The organism is Falsibacillus albus, assembly GCF_003668575.1.
GTDB lineage: Bacteria > Bacillota > Bacilli > Bacillales > DSM-25281 > Falsibacillus > Falsibacillus albus.
On the sequence record NZ_RCVZ01000002.1, the window covers coordinates 80,593 to 104,764 of the forward strand.

The 24,172-nt window shown below is 41.2% G+C and carries 29 protein-coding genes and 1 tRNA gene; 15 read left to right on the forward strand and 15 right to left on the reverse strand.

Features of this window, described 5'->3' with window-relative positions:
- Positions 1-8: 8 nt before the first annotated feature.
- The 9 genes from D9X91_RS03020 (at position 9) to D9X91_RS03060 (ending at position 9,222) form a co-directional block, all read left to right on the forward strand.
- Complete coding sequence (locus tag D9X91_RS03020; protein ID WP_121679092.1) at positions 9-710, forward strand: acylneuraminate cytidylyltransferase family protein; 702 nt, start codon at positions 9-11, stop codon at positions 708-710.
- A complete protein-coding gene (gene neuB / locus D9X91_RS03025) occupies positions 703-1,737 on the forward strand; it encodes an N-acetylneuraminate synthase (RefSeq protein ID WP_121679093.1) in 1,035 nt (344 codons plus the stop codon). The genes D9X91_RS03020 and neuB overlap by 8 nt, the downstream gene beginning before the upstream one ends.
- The gene (gene neuC, locus D9X91_RS03030) at positions 1,734-2,891 is read left to right on the forward strand and encodes a UDP-N-acetylglucosamine 2-epimerase (protein ID WP_121679094.1); all 1,158 of its coding nucleotides are present in this window, start codon (positions 1,734-1,736) and stop codon (positions 2,889-2,891) included. Before neuB ends, neuC begins: the two co-directional genes overlap by 4 nt.
- Before the next feature lie 5 nt (positions 2,892-2,896).
- Positions 2,897-3,553 (forward strand): acetyltransferase, encoded by a 657-nt coding sequence (locus tag D9X91_RS03035; protein WP_121679095.1) that lies wholly within the window; start codon positions 2,897-2,899, stop codon positions 3,551-3,553.
- Complete coding sequence (locus D9X91_RS03040) at positions 3,543-4,700, forward strand: DegT/DnrJ/EryC1/StrS family aminotransferase (protein WP_121679473.1); 1,158 nt, start codon at positions 3,543-3,545, stop codon at positions 4,698-4,700. Before D9X91_RS03035 ends, D9X91_RS03040 begins: the two co-directional genes overlap by 11 nt.
- Before the next feature lie 272 nt (positions 4,701-4,972).
- Entirely contained in the window at positions 4,973-6,361 is a 1,389-nt protein-coding gene (locus D9X91_RS03045) for a peptide MFS transporter (protein ID WP_407644174.1), read from the forward strand.
- Between the two features lie 444 nt (positions 6,362-6,805).
- Positions 6,806-7,048: a FeoA family protein gene (locus D9X91_RS03050; RefSeq protein WP_121679097.1), complete on the forward strand. Its 243-nt coding sequence runs from the start codon at positions 6,806-6,808 to the stop codon at positions 7,046-7,048.
- Positions 7,033-9,018 (forward strand): ferrous iron transport protein B, encoded by a 1,986-nt coding sequence (gene feoB, locus D9X91_RS03055; protein ID WP_121679098.1) that lies wholly within the window; start codon positions 7,033-7,035, stop codon positions 9,016-9,018. Before D9X91_RS03050 ends, feoB begins: the two co-directional genes overlap by 16 nt.
- Before the next feature lie 18 nt (positions 9,019-9,036).
- Positions 9,037-9,222, forward strand: a complete 186-nt coding sequence (locus D9X91_RS03060; RefSeq protein ID WP_121679099.1) for a FeoB-associated Cys-rich membrane protein — start codon at positions 9,037-9,039, stop codon at positions 9,220-9,222.
- Between the two features lie 77 nt (positions 9,223-9,299).
- Here D9X91_RS03060 and D9X91_RS03065 read toward each other — a convergent pair whose 3' ends face one another.
- Entirely contained in the window at positions 9,300-10,691 is a 1,392-nt protein-coding gene (locus tag D9X91_RS03065; RefSeq protein WP_121679100.1) for a cadherin-like beta sandwich domain-containing protein, read from the reverse strand.
- Positions 10,692-10,855: 164 nt separating this feature from the next.
- A tRNA-Val gene (locus tag D9X91_RS03070) sits at positions 10,856-10,927 on the reverse strand.
- A gap of 142 nt (positions 10,928-11,069) precedes the next feature.
- Between D9X91_RS03070 and D9X91_RS03075 the strand changes: the two genes are divergently transcribed.
- Positions 11,070-11,381, forward strand: a complete 312-nt coding sequence (locus D9X91_RS03075; protein WP_121679101.1) for a DUF3243 domain-containing protein — start codon at positions 11,070-11,072, stop codon at positions 11,379-11,381.
- Between the two features lie 84 nt (positions 11,382-11,465).
- Here the strand turns inward: D9X91_RS03075 and D9X91_RS03080 are convergent, their stop codons facing one another.
- The 3 genes from D9X91_RS03080 to D9X91_RS03090 form a co-directional block, all read right to left on the reverse strand.
- Positions 11,466-13,397 (reverse strand): TRAP transporter permease, encoded by a 1,932-nt coding sequence (locus tag D9X91_RS03080; protein WP_121679474.1) that lies wholly within the window; start codon positions 13,395-13,397, stop codon positions 11,466-11,468.
- Between the two features lie 25 nt (positions 13,398-13,422).
- Positions 13,423-13,944 (reverse strand): DUF1850 domain-containing protein, encoded by a 522-nt coding sequence (locus tag D9X91_RS03085; RefSeq protein WP_121679102.1) that lies wholly within the window; start codon positions 13,942-13,944, stop codon positions 13,423-13,425.
- Between the two features lie 156 nt (positions 13,945-14,100).
- Positions 14,101-15,063 (reverse strand): TAXI family TRAP transporter solute-binding subunit, encoded by a 963-nt coding sequence (locus tag D9X91_RS03090; protein WP_121679103.1) that lies wholly within the window; start codon positions 15,061-15,063, stop codon positions 14,101-14,103.
- A 207-nt stretch (positions 15,064-15,270) separates the two neighbouring features.
- Between D9X91_RS03090 and D9X91_RS03095 the strand changes: the two genes are divergently transcribed.
- From D9X91_RS03095 to D9X91_RS03110, 4 genes are all read left to right on the forward strand, one after another.
- The gene (locus D9X91_RS03095) at positions 15,271-15,993 is read left to right on the forward strand and encodes an alpha/beta hydrolase (protein WP_199738069.1); all 723 of its coding nucleotides are present in this window, start codon (positions 15,271-15,273) and stop codon (positions 15,991-15,993) included.
- Between the two features lie 151 nt (positions 15,994-16,144).
- On the forward strand, positions 16,145-16,657 hold the full coding sequence (locus tag D9X91_RS03100; RefSeq protein WP_121679104.1) for a YjcG family protein: 513 nt from the start codon (positions 16,145-16,147) through the stop codon (positions 16,655-16,657).
- Positions 16,658-16,662: 5 nt separating this feature from the next.
- Entirely contained in the window at positions 16,663-17,094 is a 432-nt protein-coding gene (locus tag D9X91_RS03105; protein WP_121679105.1) for a GNAT family N-acetyltransferase, read from the forward strand.
- 133 nt (positions 17,095-17,227) lie between these two features.
- Positions 17,228-17,917: a DUF421 domain-containing protein gene (locus D9X91_RS03110; RefSeq protein WP_121679106.1), complete on the forward strand. Its 690-nt coding sequence runs from the start codon at positions 17,228-17,230 to the stop codon at positions 17,915-17,917.
- A gap of 2 nt (positions 17,918-17,919) precedes the next feature.
- On the opposite strand, the gene D9X91_RS03115 is transcribed toward D9X91_RS03110, so the two are convergent.
- The 9 genes from D9X91_RS03115 to D9X91_RS03155 all read right to left on the reverse strand — a co-directional run bounded on the left by D9X91_RS03115 (position 17,920) and on the right by D9X91_RS03155 (position 22,899).
- Positions 17,920-18,177, reverse strand: a complete 258-nt coding sequence (locus D9X91_RS03115; protein ID WP_121679107.1) for a hypothetical protein — start codon at positions 18,175-18,177, stop codon at positions 17,920-17,922.
- 402 nt (positions 18,178-18,579) lie between these two features.
- On the reverse strand, positions 18,580-18,837 hold the full coding sequence (locus D9X91_RS03120) for a stage VI sporulation protein F (RefSeq protein ID WP_121679108.1): 258 nt from the start codon (positions 18,835-18,837) through the stop codon (positions 18,580-18,582).
- A gap of 110 nt (positions 18,838-18,947) precedes the next feature.
- On the reverse strand, positions 18,948-19,076 hold the full coding sequence (locus D9X91_RS03125) for a YjcZ family sporulation protein (protein WP_121679109.1): 129 nt from the start codon (positions 19,074-19,076) through the stop codon (positions 18,948-18,950).
- A gap of 80 nt (positions 19,077-19,156) precedes the next feature.
- Positions 19,157-19,852: a DUF421 domain-containing protein gene (locus tag D9X91_RS03130; protein ID WP_121679110.1), complete on the reverse strand. Its 696-nt coding sequence runs from the start codon at positions 19,850-19,852 to the stop codon at positions 19,157-19,159.
- Positions 19,853-19,870: 18 nt separating this feature from the next.
- Positions 19,871-20,227, reverse strand: a complete 357-nt coding sequence (spoVAE, locus tag D9X91_RS03135; RefSeq protein WP_121679111.1) for a stage V sporulation protein AE — start codon at positions 20,225-20,227, stop codon at positions 19,871-19,873.
- A gap of 27 nt (positions 20,228-20,254) precedes the next feature.
- Positions 20,255-21,271, reverse strand: coding sequence for a stage V sporulation protein AD (gene spoVAD / locus D9X91_RS03140; RefSeq protein ID WP_121679112.1), 1,017 nt, complete (start codon positions 21,269-21,271; stop codon positions 20,255-20,257).
- On the reverse strand, positions 21,271-21,741 hold the full coding sequence (gene spoVAC / locus D9X91_RS03145) for a stage V sporulation protein AC (protein ID WP_121679113.1): 471 nt from the start codon (positions 21,739-21,741) through the stop codon (positions 21,271-21,273). The genes spoVAD and spoVAC overlap by 1 nt, the downstream gene beginning before the upstream one ends.
- 17 nt (positions 21,742-21,758) lie before the next feature.
- On the reverse strand, positions 21,759-22,232 hold the full coding sequence (locus tag D9X91_RS03150) for a YhcN/YlaJ family sporulation lipoprotein (protein WP_121679114.1): 474 nt from the start codon (positions 22,230-22,232) through the stop codon (positions 21,759-21,761).
- Between the two features lie 310 nt (positions 22,233-22,542).
- Positions 22,543-22,899, reverse strand: coding sequence for a DUF1360 domain-containing protein (locus D9X91_RS03155; protein ID WP_121679115.1), 357 nt, complete (start codon positions 22,897-22,899; stop codon positions 22,543-22,545).
- 126 nt (positions 22,900-23,025) lie between these two features.
- On the opposite strand from D9X91_RS03155, the gene D9X91_RS03160 reads away from it, so the two are divergent.
- Positions 23,026-23,565 (forward strand): CotY/CotZ family spore coat protein, encoded by a 540-nt coding sequence (locus D9X91_RS03160; RefSeq protein WP_121679116.1) that lies wholly within the window; start codon positions 23,026-23,028, stop codon positions 23,563-23,565.
- A 40-nt stretch (positions 23,566-23,605) separates the two neighbouring features.
- Here the strand turns inward: D9X91_RS03160 and D9X91_RS03165 are convergent, their stop codons facing one another.
- Positions 23,606-24,091 carry a CotO family spore coat protein gene (locus D9X91_RS03165; RefSeq protein WP_121679117.1) on the reverse strand — a complete coding sequence of 162 codons (486 nt, stop codon included), beginning with the start codon at positions 24,089-24,091 and terminating at the stop codon, positions 23,606-23,608.
- Positions 24,092-24,172: the final 81 nt, after the last annotated feature.

Consider the following 24,172-nt stretch of genomic DNA (forward strand, 5'->3'; position numbering starts at 1 on the left):
GGTGAAACATGAAAACGATAGCGATCATCCCTGCCCGCGGAGGCTCTAAAGGACTGGTAGGGAAAAACCTATTATCATTGAACGGAAAGCCATTGATAGCCTATACCATTGAAAGTGCAATCAGAGCTGATATATTCGATCAGATCATCGTGACGACAGATAGTGTGGACATTCGCAGGACTGCAAATCAATATGGTGCCTCCACTCCTTTCCTTCGTCCGGAAAGGCTGGCAACCGATACCGCTTCGACCATCGAAGTAGTGCAGCATGCAGTAGATGAATATTTTTCAGGGGCGCAGCATCCATTCGAAAAGATATGTGTAATCCTTCTTCAGCCCACCTCTCCCCTTCGGACCAGCGATCACATAAAAGAGGCTTTTTCTTTATATATCGAAAACAAAGGCGTTCCTGTCTTGAGTGTGTGTGAAGCGTACACCCATCCACTGTTGCTGATGAAGGTTGAGAATAATCGGATAATGAAATACAGCCCTCATTCATCAATCAATCGTCGTCAAGATTTCCCACCATTGTACCAGTTGAACGGGGCCATTTATATTTCTGACTCCAGCTTGATTTCGCAAGGATATCTCTACAAAGACTTAGCAATCCCTTTCTTTATGAAAAAGGAAGATTCGATCGACATCGATGATGAGCTGGATTTCCAACTTGCCTCTTATGTTTTAACCAAACGGAGTGATCAACATGTTTAAGATAGGTAATCGACTCATCTCCAAAGAATCACCTGTCTATGTGATTGCCGAGATCGGGGTAAATCATAACGGATCGGTGGAAATGGCTGAGAAGTTGATTAAAGCCGCACACTCAGCCGGGGCTGATGCAGTGAAATTCCAAACTTTCAAAAGCAATAAACTGGTCAGTAAACATGCCAAAAAAGCATCCTATCAACTGCGTGATCCTTCACCTGGTTCGTCGCAGCATGCAATGCTGACAAAATTGGAGCTTGATGATGACCAATTCATCCGTTTAAAAAAACATTGTGATTCCCATGGGATTGAATTCCTTTCCACTCCTTTTGACAGTGATAGTGCTGATTTTTTATATAAGACGGGGGTCAAGGCATTTAAGATCGGATCGGGTGACCTGACTAACATCCCTTTATTAAAAGAAATAAGCACCTATGGAATTCCCATCATCTTATCAACAGGGATGGCGAACCTTGCCGAAATTGAAGATGCGGTTCTAGCGATCGAAAATAGTCCCATCGCTCTTTTACACTGTACTTCAGCTTATCCTGCCCCCATGGATGAATTGAATCTATTGGCAATCCCTGCTTTGCAATCGGCATTTCACCTGCCAGTCGGATATTCCGACCATTCAGATGGCTGTGAAGCGGCGATTGCCTGTGTTGCATTAGGTGCACAAATCATTGAAAAGCATATTACATTGGATCGATGCTTACCTGGCCCCGACCATATGGCATCACTTCCTCCAAAAGAATTTGAATCATATGTTAAATCGATTCGAACCATTACAAAAAGTTTAGGCAGCGGACGAAAACAATGTACGAGTGCAGAATCAGAAATCCGGGATATCGCGAGAAAAAGCTTAACAACTTCAGTCAGTATCTCGAAGGGGCAGATCCTTTCTAAAGAACATCTTGTCTGCAAACGGCCGGGTACCGGAATTCCGCCAAAATACCTTTCCAAAATAATTGGGAAAGAAGCAAAAATGGATTTTCATGAAGATCAAACACTCTCTTGGGATGACATATTATGACCAGAAAAATCACAAAAATCTGTGTGGTTACAGGTACACGGGCAGATTATGGAATCTATATCCCCCTTTTGGAAAAATTGCAGATCCACCATCGATTTGAACTGTCCATTTTGGCAGCAGGCATGCACCTGTCCCCTGCCCACGGGCACACAATAAATGAAATAAAAAGGGATGGATTCAATATAACCGGGAAGGTTGATACGATCCTGATCAATCATACAGAGGGAAATATGGCAAAATCCATCGGTATGGGGATCCTTGGGATGACACAGCATTTTGAAACACAACCTCCAGATCTTGTTATCATTTTGGGTGACCGTGGAGAAATGCTTGCCGCTGCCATCGCTGCTGCTCACCTTAATATCCCGGTTGCACATTTGCATGGAGGGGAAATATCCGGGTCCATCGATGAGAGTGTCAGGCATGCCATAACAAAACTTTCACATATTCATTTCCCCGCCACCAGCCAAAGTGCGGCAAGAATACAGAAATTGGGGGAGGATCCCTGGAGGATATTTAATGTGGGCTCTTTGCGGGTTGAACAGATTTTATCCGGCAATCTCCCCCTTTTTGAAACAGTCACTGAAAAATATTCACTTCCAATAACACCCAAACAATTCATTCTATATATATTTCATCCTGTTTCGTTTGAATGCGGCTCCATTCAAATGCAGGCAAGCTTGACATTAAAGAAAATACTAGCAAAGAATCTACCTGTCATTTGCATATTGCCGAATACGGATGCCGGTGCCGACGAAGTCATGATGGCTTATCAAAACATTTCACATGATAATCAGGTTTTTTATATTAAAAATTTTCAACAAGCGGACTACTTGACCATTTTACAAAATGCTCGCTGTTTGATCGGCAATTCTTCTTCGGGAATCATCGAAGCGGCTTCCTTTCATGTGCCCGTCTTGAATGTGGGAAGCAGACAGCAAGGCAGGGAACGGTCTGGAAATGTTATCGATGTAACGCCGGATCCTGCTGACATTGAAAGTGGGATCGATTTGTTATTTAGTGCGGATTTTCAGAAAAAAGTCAATGAAGTTAGAAATGTATACGGTGCCGGGAAAACAACTGAAAAAATCATCAATACGCTTGAAAACATTGAAATCACCCCACAATTAACATCAAAGAGGATTTCTTACTAAGCGAGGTGTGGAACATTTACGCTTTAATAGGAGCTGGCGGGCACGGAAAGGTCATTTTGGATATGTTAATCAGGAACAAAGAAGATGTCTTGGGATTTGTGGACGATTTTTCGGTTCAGCCCTCCTTAAAGGGATTTCCTCTCCTCGGAACTCTAAAGGATATCCCTGAACTGATGAGTAGGAATCCCGCCCTTAAATTCATCATTTCAGTAGGAGATAATTTCACAAGGAAAGAAATATCCATTCAGCTCGAACCACTTTCGGTGAAATATGGGACCGCTGTCCATCCTACCGCTCATATCGGATCTGGTGCCGCAATCGGGGAGGGCACGGTCGTCATGCCTTATGCAGTCATCAACACAGATGCTGTTGTCGGAAGCCATTGCATCGTCAATACCCACTGTGTGATCGAGCATGACTGTAGGATTGACTCTTTTGTCCATGCAGCGCCTCAGACTGTTTTAACTGGCAATATCGGGGTACAGGAGGGAGTTCTGATTGGCGCTGGAGCGAGCATCATTCCGGGTGTGACAATTGGAAAATGGTCGATCATCGGGGCAGGCTCGACTGTCATAAAGGACATTCCCCCTTATTCGAATGCTCTCGGTTCCCCTGCAAAAATATCTACAAGGAAAGGCGGCTTCGATATTGATGGCGTATGATCGCATATACCTTTCTCCCCCTCATATGAGTGGAGATGAACAACAGTTTATTTCAGAAGCCTTCAGGACGAATTGGATTGCTCCATTAGGCAACAACGTCGATCAATTCGAAAAGGAAATATCAACATATGTCGACTCAGACTGTTCCCTTGCTTTAAGCTCCGGAACTGCTGCTATCCATCTGGCACTCAGGCTGTTGAATATTGAACGCAATGATATCGTGCTATGTTCAGCCTTGACTTTCATAGCAAGTGCAAATCCCATTTTGTATGAAGGGGCAATTCCAGTTTTTATCGACTCTGAGCCCGAAACATGGAACATGTCCCCGAGAGCATTGGAACGCGCCATTGAGCATTACAGAAGAATCGGAGTTCTGCCTAAAGCTGTCATCGTTGTGAACTTATATGGGCAAAGTGCTGACTACAATGAAATCTTGGAGATTTGCTGCCGTTATGGGGTGCCAATTATCGAGGATGCTGCAGAATCTCTCGGTTCGATGTACCATGGAAAGAAAAGCGGGACATTTGGAAAGTTTGGCGTCTTCTCTTTTAATGGCAATAAAATCATTACTACTTCTGGGGGTGGAATGCTCGTTTCTGATGATCATGACCTCATCGAAAAGGGGCGATTCTTATCTACACAGGCCAGGGACAAAGCTCTCCATTATGAACATAGCCAGATCGGCTACAATTACAGGTTAAGCAATGTCTTGGCTGGAATTGGACGGGGGCAGCTTCTCCACATTGAAGAAAGGGTAAGGAAAAGAAGAGAAATTTTCAAGAAATATAAGCATGCCCTAGGATCTATAGAAGGCATCGCCTTTATGCCAGAACCTGAGCATTCAAGATCCAATCGATGGCTCACAGCCATCCTCTTGGATCCGTCAGTTCTTTCTACCACTCCCATCGAGCTGATCGACGGCATGGAAAATTTCAATATCGAGGCACGTCCAATTTGGAAGCCGCTTCACCTTCAGCCAATATTTAAAAATAATCATTACTTTCCTCATGAAGAGGAACAAAGTGTATCCGCTCATCTTTTCAATACCGGTTTGTGCCTCCCATCAGGCTCATCGTTAACCCCCGTCGACCAGGATAGAATCATTGCAGCGATCAAAGATGTCCTTTCAAAAAAAATTCTTAAATGACTTAACTCATTTCTTATCATGAAATGAGTTTTTTTATGTAATCGGCACTAAATAAAACAGGTGCTCAAGAACTGTTCACAACATGCATAATTACAACAAAAAATAGATGTTTATTCACCAGAAACTTTCCTTCTCTAATCAACTAAATTGTGGGAATTGCGATTAACTCTCTGAATTGGGACAATTGTTTTAAGATTATTACTTCTCCGTTATTTATTGATTATAAATTTTGTGTCAATTATAATTTGTAACTGTGTTAAAAAATTTCAGACATCAGGAGTGGTTTTGTGGAAGAAACATTGCAAAAAGACACGAAAAAACACCCCAAAGGGCTTTATCTTCTCTTCTTCACAGAATTATGGGAACGATACAGCTACTACGGAATGAGATCATTATTGGTTCTGTATCTAACGGTAGCCTATGTGAGCGGCGGCTTGGGGATCGATGATGCCACTGCCTTAAGAATCTATGGACTATACACAGGATTAGTGTATTTCACTCCACTGATCGGAGGCTATCTCACTGACAGATTCATCGGACTCCAAAGAGCGATTACAATTGGTGGAATCACGATGGCATGCGGGGACTTTACCGTATTCGCCACACATTCGACTACAGGATTGTATGCCGGATTGCTTCTCTTAATTATTGGAAACGGTTTCTTTAAACCGAATATCTCTACATTGGTAGGGGAGCTATATCCGAAGAACGATAAACGAAAAGATGCAGCCTTTACGATTTTCTACATGGGAATCAACTTAGGTGCACTATTTGCTCCATTAGTAGCCGGATACCTTGCTGAAACACTTTTCTTTGGAAAAGATGCAAGCGGTGTTGAGCATTGGGGATTCAAATGGGCATTCCTTGCTTCATCGATGGGGATGGTCATCGGTCAAATCATCTATAGTACTCTAGGAAGTAAATACCTCGGTGATATCGGAAAGAAACCATTGCGTCAAGGTCAATCCATCGACAGTAAAGCTCCAAGTCAACCTCTTACTCCAGGCGAAAAGAAAAGAACATGGGCAATCATCATCATTACATGTTTTGTGGTATTTTTCTGGGCAGGATTTGAACAAGCCGGAAGCTCATTCACACTTTATACTGAAAAATTCGTTGATAGAACGGTATTTGGATTTAAAGTTCCAGTAGCATGGTTCCAATCCATCAACCCTATATTCATCATCATTTTAGCTCCAATCCTATCCGCTCTTTGGACAAAACTTGCCAACTCCAAAAGCGGCGACCTTAAAATGACGACAAAAATGGGTATTGGAATGATCTTATTGGGAGTCGGATTCCTGGCGTTGATCCCAGCGGTCCTTCAAACAGGAAGCGATGAATCAAACATCCCGATGAAAGCAAACATGCTTTTCATTATCTTTACTTACTTCCTTCATACATTGGGTGAATTATTCCTATCCCCTGTCGGATTGTCCCTTGTAAGTAAAGTGTCCCCTGTAAAGCTTGCTTCACTCTTAATGGGAGTTTGGCTATTCTCCAGCTCCGTCGCGAACTTTGTTGCGGGTGAATTAGCTGCTTTGACAGAATCATTAGGTTATATGGAAATATTCTTGGTAATCGGTGCTGCAGCCATCATACTTGGATTGGTCTTGTTGAGCATCTCAAGAAAGCTTGTAGACATGATGAGCAGTACTTGATATCCTATATGACACTAAAAACCAGCCTTTTTTACAGGCTGGTTTTTTTTATGTTAAGCTTCGCGGTTGATTTCCGTAAAACAGATTTAATAGTACTAATATCAACACTAAGCTTTAACACAGGATTTTTTCACGCTCATCACGAAGAAGAATGCCTGGCGAATTTAATCGAACGTCCGCTAATATCTCCTCGCTTCGCTGCGGGGTCTCACCTGGCCCGCTGTTCCCTCCTTAGTCTCGCACCTTCCGCTCCAATCAACATCATATGATGAGAGGTATTAAAGAAAACCTGTTAAAAGCAACAATCTTTAAGAAAATACCCTATCATTATAAGAAAATTTCTTTTTTTTATACTCACATAATTAAAAGTATGTTAGAATAAAGTTGTAATTGAGAAGGTTTATCATTCTCATTTGATTTCAATAAAAAAATGGAGATTTGCATATGAACCTTACAACGTTAAAAAAAGGACAAATCGGTGTCATAAAAGATATTTCAAATACAACTAAAATACTCCAGGATCGCTTATTACATATCGGTGTCTGTGAAGGCTGCCCGATAAAATTGGAACGAACCCTGCCATTTGGAGGCCCTTGCATGATTGAGTGCGGAGGTCAGCTGATTGGCATTCGCCGGAAGGATGCCGAATTTATCAAGGTGGAATCAGATTCATGCAAACAGCTCTGATCGGAAACCCGAACACGGGAAAGACTTCTCTATTTAATACACTGACGAATTCCTATGAATATGTAGGGAACTGGAGCGGAGTGACTGTCGAGAAGAAAATCGGCATCCTTTCAAAAACCAACGGCGAATTGATTGATTTACCTGGAGTTTATTCATTGCAGCCTTTATCGAAGGATGAATCTGTCGTCATCAATTTTTTATTGAATGAGCCATTTACCAATATCCTAAACATTGTAGATGCCTCCCAATTGGAACGTAATTTGCAGCTGACACTTACTTTGCTGGAGTTCGGAAAACCTGTCCATATTGGACTCAATATGATGGATGTTGCAAAAAAACGGGGAATTCACATCAATGTAAATAAACTAAGTTCTCTTTTAGGTGCTACCGTTACACCGATCATTGCCAGGACTGGCAAAGGATGTTTAGAGATGCAGAAAGTTCTATTGGATTCGACTGAAAAACAGCCGCCGCTGCATATCGATTATGGTCCTGAAATTGAAGGATTGATAGCTGAGTTACAAAGCACTTTTCCAATGGATATCTCCTTCCCTTCCAGATGGTTGTCACTTCAGCTTCTTGAAGGAAATGAACAGGCTTTTCATTTTTGCAGAGATTGGATTTCTGACGAGCAATTAAGGAGACAAATAGAATCAGTTGAAGCAAACCTTTCTTTTGGTTCAGTAAAAAGAAATATTTTCCATACAAGAAAGCAATGGATCGATTCTGTTTTGGATGAAGTCATGGAACAGGATAAGATTGTTCAGGAAACGGGCACAGCTAAAATTGACCGCATTCTCACCAATCGATGGCTGGGGATTCCAATTTTCCTTTTATTTATGTACATTATGTTCATGGTGACATTTGATTGGCTTGGAACTCGTTTGTCGGACGCATTGGATGCCTTTTTCTCGGGGCCGTTGACTTCTGTGATCATGTACATGCTGGATGCCATCCATGCAAATGGCTTTATCAAGGATTTAATTACTCAAGGAATTATTGCCGGTGTCGGCGGGGTATTAGTGTTCGTACCTCAAATATTCATCCTATTCTTTTTCATTTCATTCCTTGAAGATTCTGGATACATGGCAAGGGCTGCCCTCGTAATGGATAGACTCATGGAAAGGGTGGGGTTGAACGGAAAAGCGTTTATTCCGATGATCATTGGATTCGGATGCAATGTGCCAGGCGTCATGGCAGCAAGAACCATTGAACAGCCGAAAGAACGTCTCCTGACCGTTCTATTGACACCACTTATGTCATGTTCGGCGCGACTGCCGGTCTATGCGCTGTTCGCAGGGGCGTTCTTTACAAGCCATCAATCCCTCGTAGTATTCTCGTTGTATGTACTTGGGATTGCTGTTGCACTCTTATTGGCCAGCATCTTTTCAAAGACCATCTTAAAGAATGAAGCATCATTGTTTGTTGTGGAGCTTCCTCCTTATCGCATTCCACATGGCAGGACGTTATGGAGAAGCACTTGGGAAAAAGGAAAAGGCTTTGTCCGCAAAGCAGGCACATTCATATTTGGGGGCTCTGTATTTATTTGGCTTCTATCCTATATGGGTCCTGATGGAATTAACGTCCCAATGGATGACAGCTTTCTTGCCATGATTGGAGGAGTGCTTGCGCCACTTCTTGCACCGTTGGGATTCGCTTCATGGCAGGCAGGTGCTTCACTTCTGACAGGTTTCCTTGCTAAGGAAGTGGTAGTGTCAACGATGAATATCATTTATCATACGCCTGATACAGGAAGCCTTCAAGGTATTTTGGCCGATCACTATACGGCATTGAGCTCCTACAGTTTCATGGTGTTCATCCTATTATATGTGCCATGCGTAGCAACAGTCGCAGCGATTAAAAATGAAGCAGGTTCAAGGAAGTGGACATTGTTTTCCATTGGATATGCCTTGCTCATTGCTTATCTCTTATCCTTTGCCATCTACCAAATAGGCAAGCTGGTAATATAGTACAAGGAGGGAACTGACATGATAGCAAGCATCATCATCGGTCTGCTGGTCTTCGGATATGCCGGCTTTACCTTATATAAGTTCTTCAAGAAAAGCAAACAGGGGGTTTGCGCCACTTGTGCACTTAAAAAAAGCTGTGAATCAAAATGCGAAACTTTCTTAAGTGAATCACAGGAGTTTTCCTTGCATAAAGAAGCGAAATAAATGGTTTAGGCTGTCGAGAATATATCCCGACAGCCTTTTTTTATATTTTATATAAGCATAGGAGAAAGAGTGAGACCTCAAAATAAATTTTTAAAGAAAGCGATTATTTTCCCAAAAAAAGTTGCTGAATCTTTACTCTCATTCTTATTGACTGTCCTGGCTGATAATAATTTTGGTGAATCGGTTTGCTCAGTAGAAACGATGTTAGTATATGAAGTCTGTTTCGGTGTTTCAGATGCAGCATTTTGTTCTATTGGTTTATCGAACACAAGCACATAAGTTTTTCGGTCGTCCCCTTTTGTTGCTAATACAGAAACCACCGTCCTGTTTCCCGTTAACTGAATTGTATGATCTGTTTTACCTTCGTATAAAACAGATGCACCGCTGTATTTAGGCACAGGATTTATGGTTATTGAAGTCATCCCTTTCGGAACGGCAATATGATACGTGTATTCATCACTCGTAAATCCAGAATCCCATGTACCATCAGAAACAGTCAGCGATGAAAGGACAGCTGTACTGACCTTCACGGTCGAATCTGCTGCAGTTCCAGCCTGTTGGTTTGAACTTTGATTACCTTGAGATGATCTTTGGGAAGTGGACCCTCTGGAACTTCTAAAAGCCCCCTGCGCCTTAGAACTATCGGACGAATGGGAAGTAGTTCCCTGTTTACTTGAATTCTTGTCATCCTGCTTATTCTGAGAAGGGTCTTTTGGCGGATTTGTACTTCCCTCAGGATTCTTATCAGCTCTGATCATATGAATCGTATAGGTCTTTTCATCCCCGTTTTCAGCAATTACGTTTAATGAAAAGTCCATTTTGCCAACAGGAAGCTGCACCGTTGTCCCAGCATCCTCCAACAAAGTGTTGTTAACTTTGATTATAGAAGTTTCAACATCTTTTTCAGCAGACAATGTCAGTGCAGCAACTTCATTATCCACTTGAATGTTGTAATCAGTCACAGCAGGATCGAATCCGGGGGACAACTCCCCTTTTGAGATTGTAATTGCTTTAAGCTTGTTATCACTATTTTGTTTTCTTGTCACAGTCAGAGTATATATACTCTTAGGATCAGTACCGTCATCCACTGTAATCATGAATTTATTCTCACCTGTCACCAATGGATATGTATGAGAATCATCGTCTTCTGGATTTAAGCCTTCTATCGTAATGATGGCGTTTGAGTTTTCACTTTCAGCAGTGATTTTTATAGTTTGAATGTCGTTTTCTACTGTCGCAGTATAGTCAAATAGGTCAGGCGCCAATGTTTCATCAAGTTGTATCCCCTCTACTTCCAACTTGGACAACAAATTGTTGTTTTGCACTTGTTCTTCTTTTGTTTGACCATCACTCGGACTTTGATCACCCTCAGCAAAAGCAGCCAGACTTGTTGAATATATGCTTATAGATATGATTGATACTACAGCCATTAGCTTAATCCCATTACGATTTAACCTTTTCCCCACCATCTACAATCCTCCTTAATATTCTTTTAAGACCAAATTAGGAATACTTTATCATTTAATGCTTAAAATACTCTTAAGTTTTTTAAAACGGATTGTAGATGGATGCGAAGTTTCTATGAAAATATAAAAAGGTCTCAATCCTATAAGGATTGAGACCTTTTTCAGTATGATCTGAGAGGGATTCGAACCCCCGACCCCTTCCCTGTCAAGGAAGTATTCTCCCGCTGAACTATCAGATCGTGTTAGCTACAAATTCTATTATAATCATTTTTCAGCCAATGTCAACGGATTTTAATATATTTTTTAAAATATGTTTTTCTTTGTTTATACACACCACATTAGTGGTAAAAAATTACCATTATGATTAAGGAGGTATTATGAATGAGCAATCATTTGGGAAAAGTTGAAGAGAAACTGAAGCATGTCGATGGTGAAGAAAAAGAGCAAATACTCCAATCCTTCGATGATTTCAAACAATACTTAGCGGATAAAGTTGAACTTGGGGAAAAACTCGGTTTGAATGAAGAACAGTTGGCGATGGCAGCTGAAAAGATTGCGGACCACCTTGCGAAAAGAGAAGATCCTAAAAACCGAGAAGAACATCTTCTAAATGAACTATGGAGCGTAGGGTCAAAGGAACAGCAGCATCATCTTGCACACATGCTTGTTCGTTTAGTAAAGGCAGAAAAATAAAGAACGTAAAAAGAGCGGGAAAACTCCCGGTCTTTTTTTTGGATGAACAAAAAAAAGAAGGGCTGCCGGACAGCCCCTCCTTCCTTATACCTGTGCATTTAATTTCCTAGATTTTGGTTCTTTTTTATTGATCCATTGAATTGCAAGCATTCCGATGAAAAGTACGACGCCGATAATATCCGAAATACCTTCTGGATAAACGAGCATCAGTCCTGCCGCTGCTCCGACGATCCGTTCAAACCAATAAAGTTTGCGATACCAATACCCGATCATTCCTGCCCCTATTGCCATCATCCCTGCAATCGCAGTGATGACCACCCAGATGACTCTCGTGATCGTCGTGTCGATCATCAGCAAATCGGGCTGCAGGACGAACATATATGGAATGATGAAGGCGGCTATTGCCAGCTTCGAAGAGTTCACGCCAGTTTTTATTGGCTCCCCCCCTGATACACCAGCTGCTGCGAAGGCAGCAAGAGCAACCGGCGGTGTGATATCGGCAATGATCCCGAAATAGAACACAAACAAATGCGCTGCTAATTGAGGTACCCCAAGCAAAATGATGGCAGGTGCAGCGATCGTGGATGTGATAACATAATTGGCTGTGGTGGGCGATCCCATCCCCAGGATGAGAGCTGTAATCATCGTAAAGAACAGTGTCAACAGGAGCTTTTCATCCGCTAAATCAACAAGTCCGTTGGCCAGCTTCAATCCAAGGCCCGTCTTTGTGACCACCCCTACGATTATTCCCGCGCAGGCAGTCGCAGCAGCCACTGACAGAGCCGTACGCGCTCCATCCACAAGCGCATCGATGATCGACCTTACATTCATTCTCGTTTCTTTATTGAAAGCACTGATGACTATGGCCGATACAATGGACCATAAAGCGGCTCGCATGACGCTCATATGCAGCATCAAAAGAACAATGACCGTTAAAATCGGAATGAGCAGATAGATTTTCTTTAATACTTCCAAACGATTTGGCATTTCTTCATCGGTCAGTCCCCTTAGCCCGATCCTTTTCGCCTCAAAATGGGTCATGATCCAGATTCCTGTAAAATATAGCAATGCCGGAATCGCAGCGGCTTTGGCAATGTCCCAGTAAGATATTCCACCAATGAATTCAACCATTAGGAATGCTGCTGCCCCCATGATCGGCGGCATCAGCTGACCACCGGTTGACGCAGCTGCTTCAACGGCTCCTGCAAATTCCTTCCGGTACCCCAGTTTCTTCATCATTGGTATCGTAAATGAACCGGATGTTACGACGTTGGCAACTGAACTTCCACTGATCGTCCCTTGGAGCGCACTCGAAAATATCGCTACCTTAGCTGGCCCGCCTATTCTCTTTCCTGCAATGGCGACGGCCAAATCATTGAAATACTGTCCGACTCCTGTCTTCACCAAAAATGCACCGAAAAGCAAAAACAAAAAGATATATGTAGCAGATACGGATAATGGGGTACCTAAAATCCCTTCCGTTGTGAAAAACATCGTTTTCACCAAATCCTCCAGATCCAATCCCCTGTGTGCAAGGAACCCCGGCATGTATGGTCCAAAATAGGCATAAAGCAAAAAGAGGATTGAGATCGTCATGATCGGAAGTCCCACTGCCCGCCTTGTCGCTTCCAGCACCAGCAGAACTGCGGTGATGCCGACGGCAAAATCAAGGGATGTCATGATCCCGACACGGCTGACGATATCATCCATCATGATTGGCCAATATATGCCTACCCCTACTGCCAAGAAGGAAAGAATGATATCGTACCATGCGGCTTTGTTGTTCTTTCGTGTTTTTTTTGCTGCCGGGAATAAAAGAAAGATGAGCGATAATGCAAATCCCAAATGGATGGAAAGTAAAATCTGTTTCGGGAAAACTTGAAAAATGGAAGCATACAATTGAAAGATTGAAAATGCCAAGAGTCCTAAGAAAACAACCTTGCCGGAGATACCGGATAATTTTCTGGTTCCTGCTTCCGGATCGAATTTTTCCAACAGCTCCTGTTGTTCCTCCATTGATAATGTTTCGTGCTGAGTCTTTTCAGTCAAGAATATTCACTCCTCTCCATAGCTTGTACAGAGTCAATTTTTCCACTTTGATTTGAACGATCGTCCCTGGCTTGATCGTATCCTTCAACGGGTAGGTCCTTCCCTTAAAGATAATCCGATGATTCGCAACTACTTGACCAGTGCTTAAATTAATGTAAGGAAATACTCTCTTCATATTTTTGATGTAATATTCTCCATTTTTCATTTCGAAGGTTTCTCCCTTTTCAGCATTTGAAGGCATACCGATGGCAGTGTCCTTATACATAAGTTCGACCTGACGGATGTTTCCATCTCCTTGAATCTTATAGAATTCTTTAACCTCTGATAAATGAATGGAATGGGTATACTGGATTTGGAAGGCCCTTTCCCCTTTTAAAGGAATGTAGGCTAATTCCCTCCCGCTTGAAAGCTCCTCGATGGAGAGGCACTTTTCAATTGGAAGAAAATATCCGACGCATATGAAGAAAAGCATAATGAAAATAAACAAACCAATTATTGAGCCCTTTTTTTTCATTTCTGACCACCCTAGCTGCATTCTTACGATATTCCAGAAATTCATTTTAAAATGGCAGCCTATAAGCAACAGCAGCTGCACACGACGATCGACCAAGCCGATGCACATGTGCAGCTCAATGGAAATGCTTAGGAAGCCGCCCTACTTTTCAAACGATTATTGTTTGATTCCTTTTTCATCGAAATACTTCTTGGCGCCTGGGTGAAGTTCGATGCCCAATCCTTGCAGAGCATTTTCAGCTTTGATGTATTCTTTTTTATTTGTGATCTTGTCTGTATGGTCAAAGATTGCTTTTGTCATTTTATAAACCATATCCTTCGATAAGTCAGAGCGTACGACGAGCATCGCACGTACGGCTACAGTAGGAACATCCTCTTCAAGACCATATGTACCGGACTTGACTACATCCTTTGCGTAGTAAGGGTACTTTTTGATTAAATCATCCATTTTATCATCATCCAGCGCAATGATGTTGACTGGCGTAGTGGCAGACAACCCTTCAACCGCACCAGTTGGAGCCCCCGATGTAATAAATGCAGCGTCAATCGTCCCATCTTGGATACCTTGTGCTGAATCATCAAATGATAGGTTGCGTGCCTTTAAGTCGTCTGTCTTAAGGCCATATACTTCCAGGATCTGTTCGGCGTTTGCCAATGTACCAGATCCGGCTTCCCCTACTGAAACCACTTTTCCTTTTAAATCTTCAACAGATTTAATGCCGGATTTTTTTGATGTGACAATTTGAATCGTTTCCGGATACAATGTTCCGATCGCTTGAACATTATCTACTTTATTATCTTTGAACATTAATTCGCCTTTTGTGGCATAAGAAGCGATGTCTGATTGAGTGAAAGCGACTTCGACTTTTTTCTTTTTTAAGGAAGCCATATTTTCAGCTGATGCCCCTGAAGTAATGGCATTTGCATCGATGCCCGTTTCATCCTGGATGAGTTTTGCAAACGTCCCTCCCAAAGGATAGTACGTTCCACCTGTTCCACCTGTGGCAAGACTGATAAATTTCACTTTGCCTGAACCATCCTTCTCGCCGCCGCACGCTGCAAGCAGCAAAGATAATGCCAGTACTATTGCAGTGCCGAGAAAAAAGCTTCTCCTTTTCATTGAAAATCCCCCTTTTTATGGAAAATAATAGTTACTAGAATATTTTAACATAATTTTTATTTTAATAGTTAATGAATTTAGATTATTGAAATAATAAAAACAGCTCCATTTGATGCTTCATCGTTTTAGGCATTTGCCAGTGCTATATGTTAAAATCATGGTGTATGCGCTTTATTTTTATTATGAACTAAGTTGGAGGTCATCATCATGTCTATACCTAAAGGAACGATCAATGAACTAACCTTTCATAGTGCTGAACTCGAAGAAGAAGTGAAGCTTCTTGTCTATTTGCCTGCTACTTACTCTCCTTTATACAAATATTCCTTACTTATTGCACAAGATGGAAAAGATTATTTTCAACTGGGACGGATCGCCCGTTTAGCCGACGAGTTTTTGGATAAAAGAGAGATAGAGAATCTTATCATTGTCGGAATTCCCTACAATGATGTAGAGGATCGCAGAAGGAAGTACCATCCTGATGGAGAAAAGAACGGTGCTTATATCCGTTTCCTAGCCCATGAGCTGGTCCCGTTCCTGGATCGGGAATATCCGACATATCAAATGGGAATGGGACGTGCACTAATCGGAGACTCACTCGGAGCGACTGTTTCATTGATGACGGCGGTCAAGTATCCAAATACATTTGGAAAACTCATTCTCCAATCACCATATGTAGATGAGAGAGTGTTGGCTGGTGTAGATGAACTTGCACATCCTCATCTGTTGAACATATACCACATCATCGGGACTGGGGAGACAGCCGTTAAAACAACCGATGGAAAGGTGAAGGATTTTCTAGCGCCAAATCGCGACCTCCATAGGCTTATGGAAGAAAAAAAGTTTCATGTATTTTATGAGGAATTCGAAGGAGAACATACATGGAAGCATTGGCAGCCAGATTTAAAAAGAGCATTGAAGCACATGTTTTAAATTCAGTGGACTAGTGCAAAAGAATTATTTTAGTATCATTTCTTATCGGTAATTTTTGCTCACATCGAATTTATATTAAAATTTTCAAAAAAATGCTATAATATCAACTATAGAACGTATTCTACATAGTTAAATAAGGAGGTTCACCAATATGAAATATGGAGTTGCCATTTTTCCATCAAAAAAGCTTCAAGATACAGCTAATTCTTATCGTAAAAGATATGATCCCCATTATGCCCTTATTCCACCGCATATCACATTAAAAAATTCATTTGACATAGACGATGATCAAATCAAGGATGTTTCCAATAAACTAGAACACGTTGCCCGCAACCATGAACCGTTTACACTGAAAGTATACAAGATCAGCTCCTTTCAGCCTGTAAACAATGTCATTTATTTAAAGGTTGAGCCGTCTGCAGAGTTGGAGGGCCTTCATAAAGAAATGCACACGAATTTCTTTGGTGAAGATCCTGAATACTCATTCGTTCCGCACATCACGATTGCTCAAAAGCTTTCTGATGATGAACATTCGGATGTTTATGGATCGCTTCGCATGCTTGGTGTCGAGCATGAGGAAGTGATTGACCGCTTCCACCTCCTTTATCAGCTGGAAAATGGTTCTTGGACAGTCTATGAAACATTTCGGCTTGGGAAGGAATAGTTGAAGTGATAGCAAAAATTGTGAATGGTGACCAAGAATTGATGCAAGCATTTTCTGTTCGCAGGAAAGTGTTTATTGATGAACAAAAGGTACCTGCTGAAGAAGAAATTGATCAATTCGAACAATCTTGTACACACTTTTTATTGTTGGAAGACGATAATCCAATCGGTGCGGGTAGATTTCGGATTATTGATGGAAAAGGAAAAGTGGAACGGATTTGTGTCCTTAACCAATTTCGTGGCAATGGTGCAGGAAAGCTGATCATGGATAAAATCGAAGAATACGCCAAGGATGGCAGCGTTGAATACTTAAAGCTCAATGCCCAAACACATGCCATTCCCTTTTATGAAAGGTTGGGCTATGAGGTCATTTCTGAAGAATTCCTTGATGCAGGCATCCCTCATAAATCGATGCAGAAGCAAATTTCCATAATATAGAAAGAGACAGTGCCTGAAATACGGCACTGTCTCTTTCTATTTCAGAACTTTATTCATGTATGCATCCCTCCCCCATTGACCATAATGAAAAGTGATGAATATGGGTTACCGGAATAAAAAAGGGGATAATTACATGGATTATTTACATATTGCACTTGAGCTATTTGTTGGCTACATAGCACTCTTTATATTAACCAAAATATTAGGAAAGACACAAATAACACAAATTACAGCATTTGATTTCATTTCAGCATTGATACTTGGTGAGCTTGTAGGAAATGCCCTATATGATGGAAAAATCGGTGTAAAGCAAATATTATTTGCTGTCATTTTATGGGGTCTTTTTATATTTTTAACAGAATACATTACTCAAAAGGTACGGAAAGCAAGGCATTTTCTGGAGGGAACTCCAACCATCGTCATTCATAAAGGAAAAATAAATTATGAGGCACTAAAGAAAAACAATCTGGACATCAACCAGCTGCAGCACCTTTTGCGTACAAAAGATGTGTTTTCCATTCGAGATTGTGAATATGCGTTTTTGGAATCGGACGGGACAATATCCATTATGAAAAAATCACTATGTCAAAATGTCACAAGAGAAGATCTGAACATCGCCCCAAGCCCGGTCAACATACCGATGTCTGTCGTGCTGGATGGAAAGATCATTTATGATAATGTGAAGCTAATCAATAAAAACGAATCCTGGTTATTAAACGAATTGAGCATTCATGGATTCCAAGACCCCAAAGAAGTATTTTTTGCAGAATGGAAAGAGGGAGAACCGTTGTTTGTTCAAGGATATCATATCGATCATCAATGATATCAAATGATTTCATTGATGAATTTGCCCTTGCCGGTTGAACGATAAAGTAAATCGGAAGAGATATGTTTAATCCGTGTATTTTCTTGCATTGCATGGGATTCATCATCTTCCTGCATATCTTTTAGGATTTGGCCAAATTGTGAAGCAGGTGCAGTTTTTTCGACCGGAATCAAATCAAAAGGATCATACCCTTTATTGGCGACTCGTTTTTGATACTGCATATACTGATAATGAGGAACAGGTGCAATGTAGCCCATTCCAATCACCTCCGTTATCTGTATTCCCTAAAATATTGCTGAATTAACCTTTTGGATGTAATATATTTTTCGTTTGTCATCAAAAGTATATGTCCGTCAATGTTTTAAAATTTCATAAAGTATGCTGTTATTTATCAAAAGTTGTCCCAGGTTGATTTCCGCTGAAGGATTGTCGCTTCCCGAGGACCCTCACACGAAGTTCCGAACTTAATCGAACATCCGCCTCCCCCCTACTCGCTCCGCTGCGTGGTATCACATCTTCCGCACCAATCAACATATAAAGATGACTGATTTACAAAATATCCTTTTAATAACTACAATCATTGAGGGAAAGGACTAATATAATAATCAGCCGTCAAAAAAGCGATTGAAAATATATTTTCAATCGCTTTTTTTGTTTATTTACTGTTTCTTATTCATCATTTTGGAGATGGTCCCGAGATCGAGCTGTTTTCCATCCTTTATTATTGATTGGACAATTTTATCTTCCATTTCCTTCGATACTGGTTTATTCGCTATTTGTGAGACTCGTTGGATGACACCGCGAACAGTTTTTTCATCCTTGAAATTGGCATTTTGCAATGAATTGGCCAGTTCGAAAATATCATTCATATTAACGCCGGTTTTTTTCTCGATATTTTTAAAAAATTGATTTTCCATTTTTCAAACACGTCCTCTCATTCAATCTAATTTATCTTATGAGAGGAATGGAAAATGGTGAAAGAAAAAAGAAAGAACAAAACGACAAGGTTTTGTTCTTCATCTTTTCATTAGCAGAAGCTTGCGCCAACAATTATTAACAATATAAATAACACGACGATTAAAACAAAAGTAGAACCAACACCGCCGTATCCGCCATAACCGCAGCCGCCCCATCCATATCCATATCCATAAGGCATCGACTGTCACCTCACTTTGTATTGAGTACACTCTTAACATATGTAGGTCGGTACAAAAGTGTATGGGCGAAATCCCTAGTTTATGGATTGTTTTCATTTTTGTCGTAAAGATCGAAGGTGAGTTCTCCTTTTTGATCGGCTTGAGCAAAGAATACTTGGTCTGGTTCGATCCCCTTTTTTTCAAGCTCATAGGTCAGCCATTTCTCATTCAATCCAAGCATCCTGAGCATTTCATCATCGATTTCCCCATCATTTATCACTGCCTGAGGTGGATATGTTTTATGTTCTTTGCCCCCGAAGTCGCCGTATGTCAACGGCTGTTTGGACCTTTTTAATAGCACGCTCAAGTCCCCGTTTGTGTCCAGAGTTGCAAATTCTACATCTGCCACTTTAAAGATATCTTTTTTCCTCAATTGTTCCAGAAGCTCGTCGGTTGAATATTTTTCTTTTCTCAAGCCCTTTTCTTTGATTTTCCCATTTTCAATGAACACAGTCGGTTTTCCTTCTACAATGTGCCTGATTTTAGGACTTTTCAGAGAAACAACTGAAAGGATGATTGGAAATATCGACCAAATGACAATGCTTGTCACACCATCCGTCAAGCTCAGATTTGGATCCATTGATAAGGTTCCCGCAATGTCCCCAACCGTGATCCCTGTAATATACTCAAAAAATGAAAGCTTTGAAAGCTGTTTTTTCCCCAATAACTTGGCAATGATAAAGATTCCCAAAATTAAAAAGACAGATCGTACAGCTGCTAATAAATAACTTGGCATATGGCTGCTCCTCCGGAATTACCCTTTAGGTTTAAATAAAATGGCGCCGATGAATCCGAAAACGATTGCAGCGGATATCCCTGATGAAGTTACCTCAAACATTCCGGTCAATACCCCTACTAATCCGTGTTTATTGGCTTCAGACATAGCTCCGTGGACAAGTGAATTCCCGAAGCTTGTGATCGGGATCGTTGCTCCGGCACCTGCAAAATCAATCAATGGATCATATAAGCCTAACCCGGAAAGGACTGCCCCGATGACGACTAAAAGACTTAATGTATGCGCAGGTGTCAATTTTGCTACATCAAACAGAAGCTGGCCGATAACACAAATGATTCCCCCGATTATAAAAGCCCATAAAAACATTGCAAGCATGAGTTTCTTACCTCCTTTATCAAAAAATTAGACATATTCGATCGATACAGCATGTGCAATGCAAGGAATGGATTCGTTTTGCTGGAAAGTAAGCGGCGATAATAAAGCCCCTGTAGCAACAACGAGAATTTTTTTGTATGTTCCTTGTTTCATTTGATTAAGCAGATGTCCATATAAGACTGTGGCTGAACAGCCAGGTCCGCTTGCACCAGATTGTACAGGCTGATCTTCGCCGTAAATCAACAGCCCGCAATCCTGGAATTGATTATCTTGCACGGCTACCCCTTTTTGATTCAACATATCCAAAGCTGTTTCCCTTCCGATTTTGGCCAAATCCCCAGTCACGATGAGATCATAATAAGATGGATCACGCTGAGTATCCTGGAAGTGTGCCTGGATGGTATCGACCGCGGCAGGCGCCATGGCACCTCCCATATTAAAAGGATCCGTCAGCCCCATATCGATTACCTTGCCAATTGTGGCCGAGGTGATACGCGGCTGAGGTGATCCCCCGTTCATGCATGAACCAACCAAGGCATAACCTGCCCCTGTCACCGTCCATTGGGCTGTCGGAGGTTTCTGCCCGCCGTATTCCGTTGGATATCTAAATTGTTTTTCAGTCGCTGCATTATGACTGGAAGCCCCGGTAACAATATATTGAGCTCCTTGATAGTTGACGATGAATGCCGCCAGCGCCAATCCTTCCATGGAGGTAGAGCATGCACCAAAGACCCCCAGATATGGAATTTGATTTGTTCTTGCAGCAAAACTGGAAGGCGTGATCTGATTGATTAAATCACCGGTTATGAATTGCTGTATTTGGTTTTGGTTTATGCCGCTTTTTTGAAGGGCGGTTTGCACTGCATCTTCAATCAGCACTCTTTGGGCTTTTTCATATGTGTCCTGTCCCATCCATAAATCATCATAAAATCGATCAAAGTCAGCCGAAAGCTTTCCATTCTTTTCAAATGGGCCCCCGATCACACCTGTTGAAAGAATCGCAGGGCGATTTGAAAATATCCAGGACTGGTTTCCTTTTAACATCAAATCACTCCCCATTTCATTAATAGTGTTTTTATCAGAGCTACAATAAATGCAGAAAACACGCCAAAGACAATAACCGACCCTGCGAGCTTAAAAATATTCCCCCCGACCCCTAGTACAAATCCTTCGGTGCGATGTTCGATTGCTGCAGAGATGACTGCATTGCCAAAACCTGTAACCGGTACGGCGCTGCCTGCACCGCCAAACTGTCCAATTCGGTCATATAACCCAAAACCTGTGAGGAGCATAGCGATAAATACCATTGTTGCGACTGTTGGGTTGCCAGCTGTCTGTTCGGTGAAATTGAAAAAATATATGTAAAAATAGGTGAGCGCCTGCCCCACAAAGCAAAAGATCCCACCGACAAAAAATGCTTTCACACAATTTTTTAGCACCGGCCGCTTTATTTCATATTTTTGCTCCAATTGTTCATACTGCTGTTGTTCTGGTGTTTTTTGGTTTTTGGCCATCAGTCGATCCACCTTCCTTATGCTTGTTCATGATGAAGCTTGATGATTTTTTTGAAACGCTTTCCCGCTTCAAGGTTACTGATTTTCCCATTATCTAAATCCTCCTTGAGCCTTACAGCTTCCAAGAAGATTTTATAGTCGCTTGAAACGATGAAGTTTTCATCCGGATATTTCTTTTCAAGCATGGACGTGATCTGCTTTTCTATCTTTTTCATTGAAAAGCGCTTGGAGTGCTTTACTTTGTATGCAACGATAATATCCTTTTTCCCCTCTATGACAGCTACATCGTATAATTCCGGTATGGCATTTACATCTTTTCGGACCTGATAGCCGATTGATTTGTGTTCTGGCCGTTCTTTCAATTCTATCGGGGCAGGGTTCGTTGTCTTAATAAGGGCAAATTGACTTTTATTCTTTTGTTCTGAATTGGAAGAGCACCCATTTAAAATGATCAGGATGGCTAAGATCATCGAAAAACTGATTTTCTTCATAATTAATCCCCTCTAACTAATTTTCGATTCACACGTTTTTATTGTGCATAAAAGGTTTTTGTTTTATGAAAAAGTCACAAGAAAAAAGACTGCCATTTTTTAGGGCAGTCTTTTGAGGCTATTTCTTTTTCCCGCATCCACAGCCTTTTTTCTTAGGTTGTACGGCTTTCACAGGTTTGGCTGATGAGCTATAGATTTTTGATTTTTTTGTGTTCAATTCATTATTCCCTCCAATCAAAAGAAAAAGACTCCCTACACTATATGTGAGTGATTCTAAGCCCGTTTAAACCAATTGCCTATTTGATATTTTTCATTCATTCACTAATTTTTGGATGATGGATTCAATGAATGCCCCGACACCAGCAACCGCTAAAATTAAAATGACCGGATCTGCTATATAAGGAACATACTTGGCAAACAAGAATAAGAATATGGCCATCCAGATGCCGGTGCACCAATAACAGCTCAACAATTCACCGATCCAGCCCCTTACCCCGGATTGCTTGGGCATGATATACAGTTCTTCTTTCCCATTCTCATCCTTTTCCATGAATTCTTCAAAAAAAGGCGCCCTAATAAATGACGTGATCTTATCAAAGACCAAAAGATGTGTTAATCGAAAGGAAGCAAAACTCAAAATAATAAATTGGAGTAATGTAAGATGCACAGACCTGTCCCCTTTTGCTTATATTTATGCCTATTTTCACTAAAAACAGGCTATTGTCCGTTACTCATGATAGGTAATTGCAATATGTTAGTAATGTAAAAACAATTAATCTAAGGAGGAAAAAACATGGGTTGTGGAAGTCATGACGGACGTAATGACCGTAATTGTGTATGTGAAGTAGTACGCGCGATTAAAGATATACAAGATAATGCTGTAAATGACGATTGTTTAGAGTGTTCATCAAGCTGTTTCTTGGAGCCGCTTGGAGATTTGGTGAGCCCGGCTCGCCGTCGTCGTGCAGATACTCGCGTATTTACACTCACTACTAGTAACGGTGATCTTTTCAAAGGTCTATTCAGAGATCATGAGGAAACAGATGCTGCCGCAGATACTCAAGATAGCAGACATAGAGAAAAAACTTGCGCCTCTATCTATTTCCGCGTGGAAGATGTTTTCGATAACTGCTGCGCCACTCTTCGCGTATTAAAACCATTCAAGAACTCCTACCGCGTGAATGTTGTCGATGACAAAGGCCGAGTGCAGTACGATAAAATTTGCGAAGTCACTCGCTTCGAGAAAACAAATTCTTGTATTACTGTAGACCTTGACTGCTTCTGCGCGATCCAATGTATTAAAGATGAATTTTTAAATATCTGCGATAATTAATATATTGGAAATAGCCACCGGATTTTAATCCGGCTGGCTATTACATAAGTCCGATCATCCGGATATCCCGTAAGTCATCCCGATTGATGATGACGGAATCATTTGTAAATGTTTTAATCTCAAGATATTTTCCGTTCATTTGTTGAATAATTCCTTTTGCCCTCAATTCTGTTGATATAAACTCGCATGGAAAAGGCGCTTTTCTTCCTGAAAAACCGGTAAGGTATTTTATTTTTTCATCCAGGTCCATTAATCTAAATGGTTTAACAGGGGTAAATGAATAGTCTGTATGAATTTCTTCAGCCAATTCATCCTCCTGTGCGTCTTCAATTTCTACAACATCCTGCAGTATAGCCTCTTCCTTTTGTTTTGGAGGCTTCGTTTTTTTCGGATGCTCAAAGACTTTTGTCGATGTTCGAAAAGTCGCCTGCATATTTGAAGCACCAACGTGAAAATTAGGCTGTTGAATATAAATGAGGGGCTCTTGATTTCCCTTTGATGGCTTCGCTTCTTTATTCACCTTCATCTTCACCTCCTCAACAAGTCATTTCATTCTATATGTATGCATAAATAAGCAATACGTTTCCTTATCCATATCTAACGGAAA

Bases quoted from the DNA above. Each gene is read 5' to 3' on its own strand.
- D9X91_RS03080 (WP_121679474.1), bottom strand. From the start codon at position 13,397: ATGGAGGAACAACAGGAGCTGTTGGAAAAATTCGATCCGGAAGCAGGA.
- D9X91_RS03130 (WP_121679110.1), bottom strand. From the start codon at position 19,852: ATGCCAAGTTATTTATTAGCAGCTGTACGATCTGTCTTTTTAATTTTG.
- D9X91_RS03115 (WP_121679107.1), bottom strand. From the start codon at position 18,177: ATGGGCTACATTGCACCTGTTCCTCATTATCAGTATATGCAGTATCAA.
- neuC (WP_121679094.1), top strand. From the start codon at position 1,734: ATGACCAGAAAAATCACAAAAATCTGTGTGGTTACAGGTACACGGGCA.
- D9X91_RS03060 (WP_121679099.1), top strand. From the start codon at position 9,037: ATGATAGCAAGCATCATCATCGGTCTGCTGGTCTTCGGATATGCCGGC.
- D9X91_RS03160 (WP_121679116.1), top strand. From the start codon at position 23,026: ATGGGTTGTGGAAGTCATGACGGACGTAATGACCGTAATTGTGTATGT.
- D9X91_RS03085 (WP_121679102.1), bottom strand. From the start codon at position 13,944: ATGAAAAAAAAGGGCTCAATAATTGGTTTGTTTATTTTCATTATGCTT.
- D9X91_RS03065 (WP_121679100.1), bottom strand. From the start codon at position 10,691: ATGGTGGGGAAAAGGTTAAATCGTAATGGGATTAAGCTAATGGCTGTA.
- D9X91_RS03075 (WP_121679101.1), top strand. From the start codon at position 11,070: ATGAGCAATCATTTGGGAAAAGTTGAAGAGAAACTGAAGCATGTCGAT.
- D9X91_RS03110 (WP_121679106.1), top strand. From the start codon at position 17,228: ATGGATTATTTACATATTGCACTTGAGCTATTTGTTGGCTACATAGCA.
- D9X91_RS03090 (WP_121679103.1), bottom strand. From the start codon at position 15,063: ATGAAAAGGAGAAGCTTTTTTCTCGGCACTGCAATAGTACTGGCATTA.
- D9X91_RS03150 (WP_121679114.1), bottom strand. From the start codon at position 22,232: ATGAAGAAAATCAGTTTTTCGATGATCTTAGCCATCCTGATCATTTTA.
- D9X91_RS03095 (WP_199738069.1), top strand. From the start codon at position 15,271: ATGTCTATACCTAAAGGAACGATCAATGAACTAACCTTTCATAGTGCT.
- D9X91_RS03050 (WP_121679097.1), top strand. From the start codon at position 6,806: ATGAACCTTACAACGTTAAAAAAAGGACAAATCGGTGTCATAAAAGAT.
- spoVAD (WP_121679112.1), bottom strand. From the start codon at position 21,271: ATGTTAAAAGGAAACCAGTCCTGGATATTTTCAAATCGCCCTGCGATT.
- D9X91_RS03165 (WP_121679117.1), bottom strand. From the start codon at position 24,091: ATGAAGGTGAATAAAGAAGCGAAGCCATCAAAGGGAAATCAAGAGCCC.
- D9X91_RS03120 (WP_121679108.1), bottom strand. From the start codon at position 18,837: ATGGAAAATCAATTTTTTAAAAATATCGAGAAAAAAACCGGCGTTAAT.
- spoVAC (WP_121679113.1), bottom strand. From the start codon at position 21,741: ATGGCCAAAAACCAAAAAACACCAGAACAACAGCAGTATGAACAATTG.
- D9X91_RS03100 (WP_121679104.1), top strand. From the start codon at position 16,145: ATGAAATATGGAGTTGCCATTTTTCCATCAAAAAAGCTTCAAGATACA.
- D9X91_RS03125 (WP_121679109.1), bottom strand. From the start codon at position 19,076: ATGCCTTATGGATATGGATATGGATGGGGCGGCTGCGGTTATGGCGGA.
- feoB (WP_121679098.1), top strand. From the start codon at position 7,033: ATGCAAACAGCTCTGATCGGAAACCCGAACACGGGAAAGACTTCTCTA.
- spoVAE (WP_121679111.1), bottom strand. From the start codon at position 20,227: ATGCTTGCAATGTTTTTATGGGCTTTTATAATCGGGGGAATCATTTGT.
- neuB (WP_121679093.1), top strand. From the start codon at position 703: ATGTTTAAGATAGGTAATCGACTCATCTCCAAAGAATCACCTGTCTAT.
- D9X91_RS03040 (WP_121679473.1), top strand. From the start codon at position 3,543: ATGGCGTATGATCGCATATACCTTTCTCCCCCTCATATGAGTGGAGAT.
- D9X91_RS03020 (WP_121679092.1), top strand. From the start codon at position 9: ATGAAAACGATAGCGATCATCCCTGCCCGCGGAGGCTCTAAAGGACTG.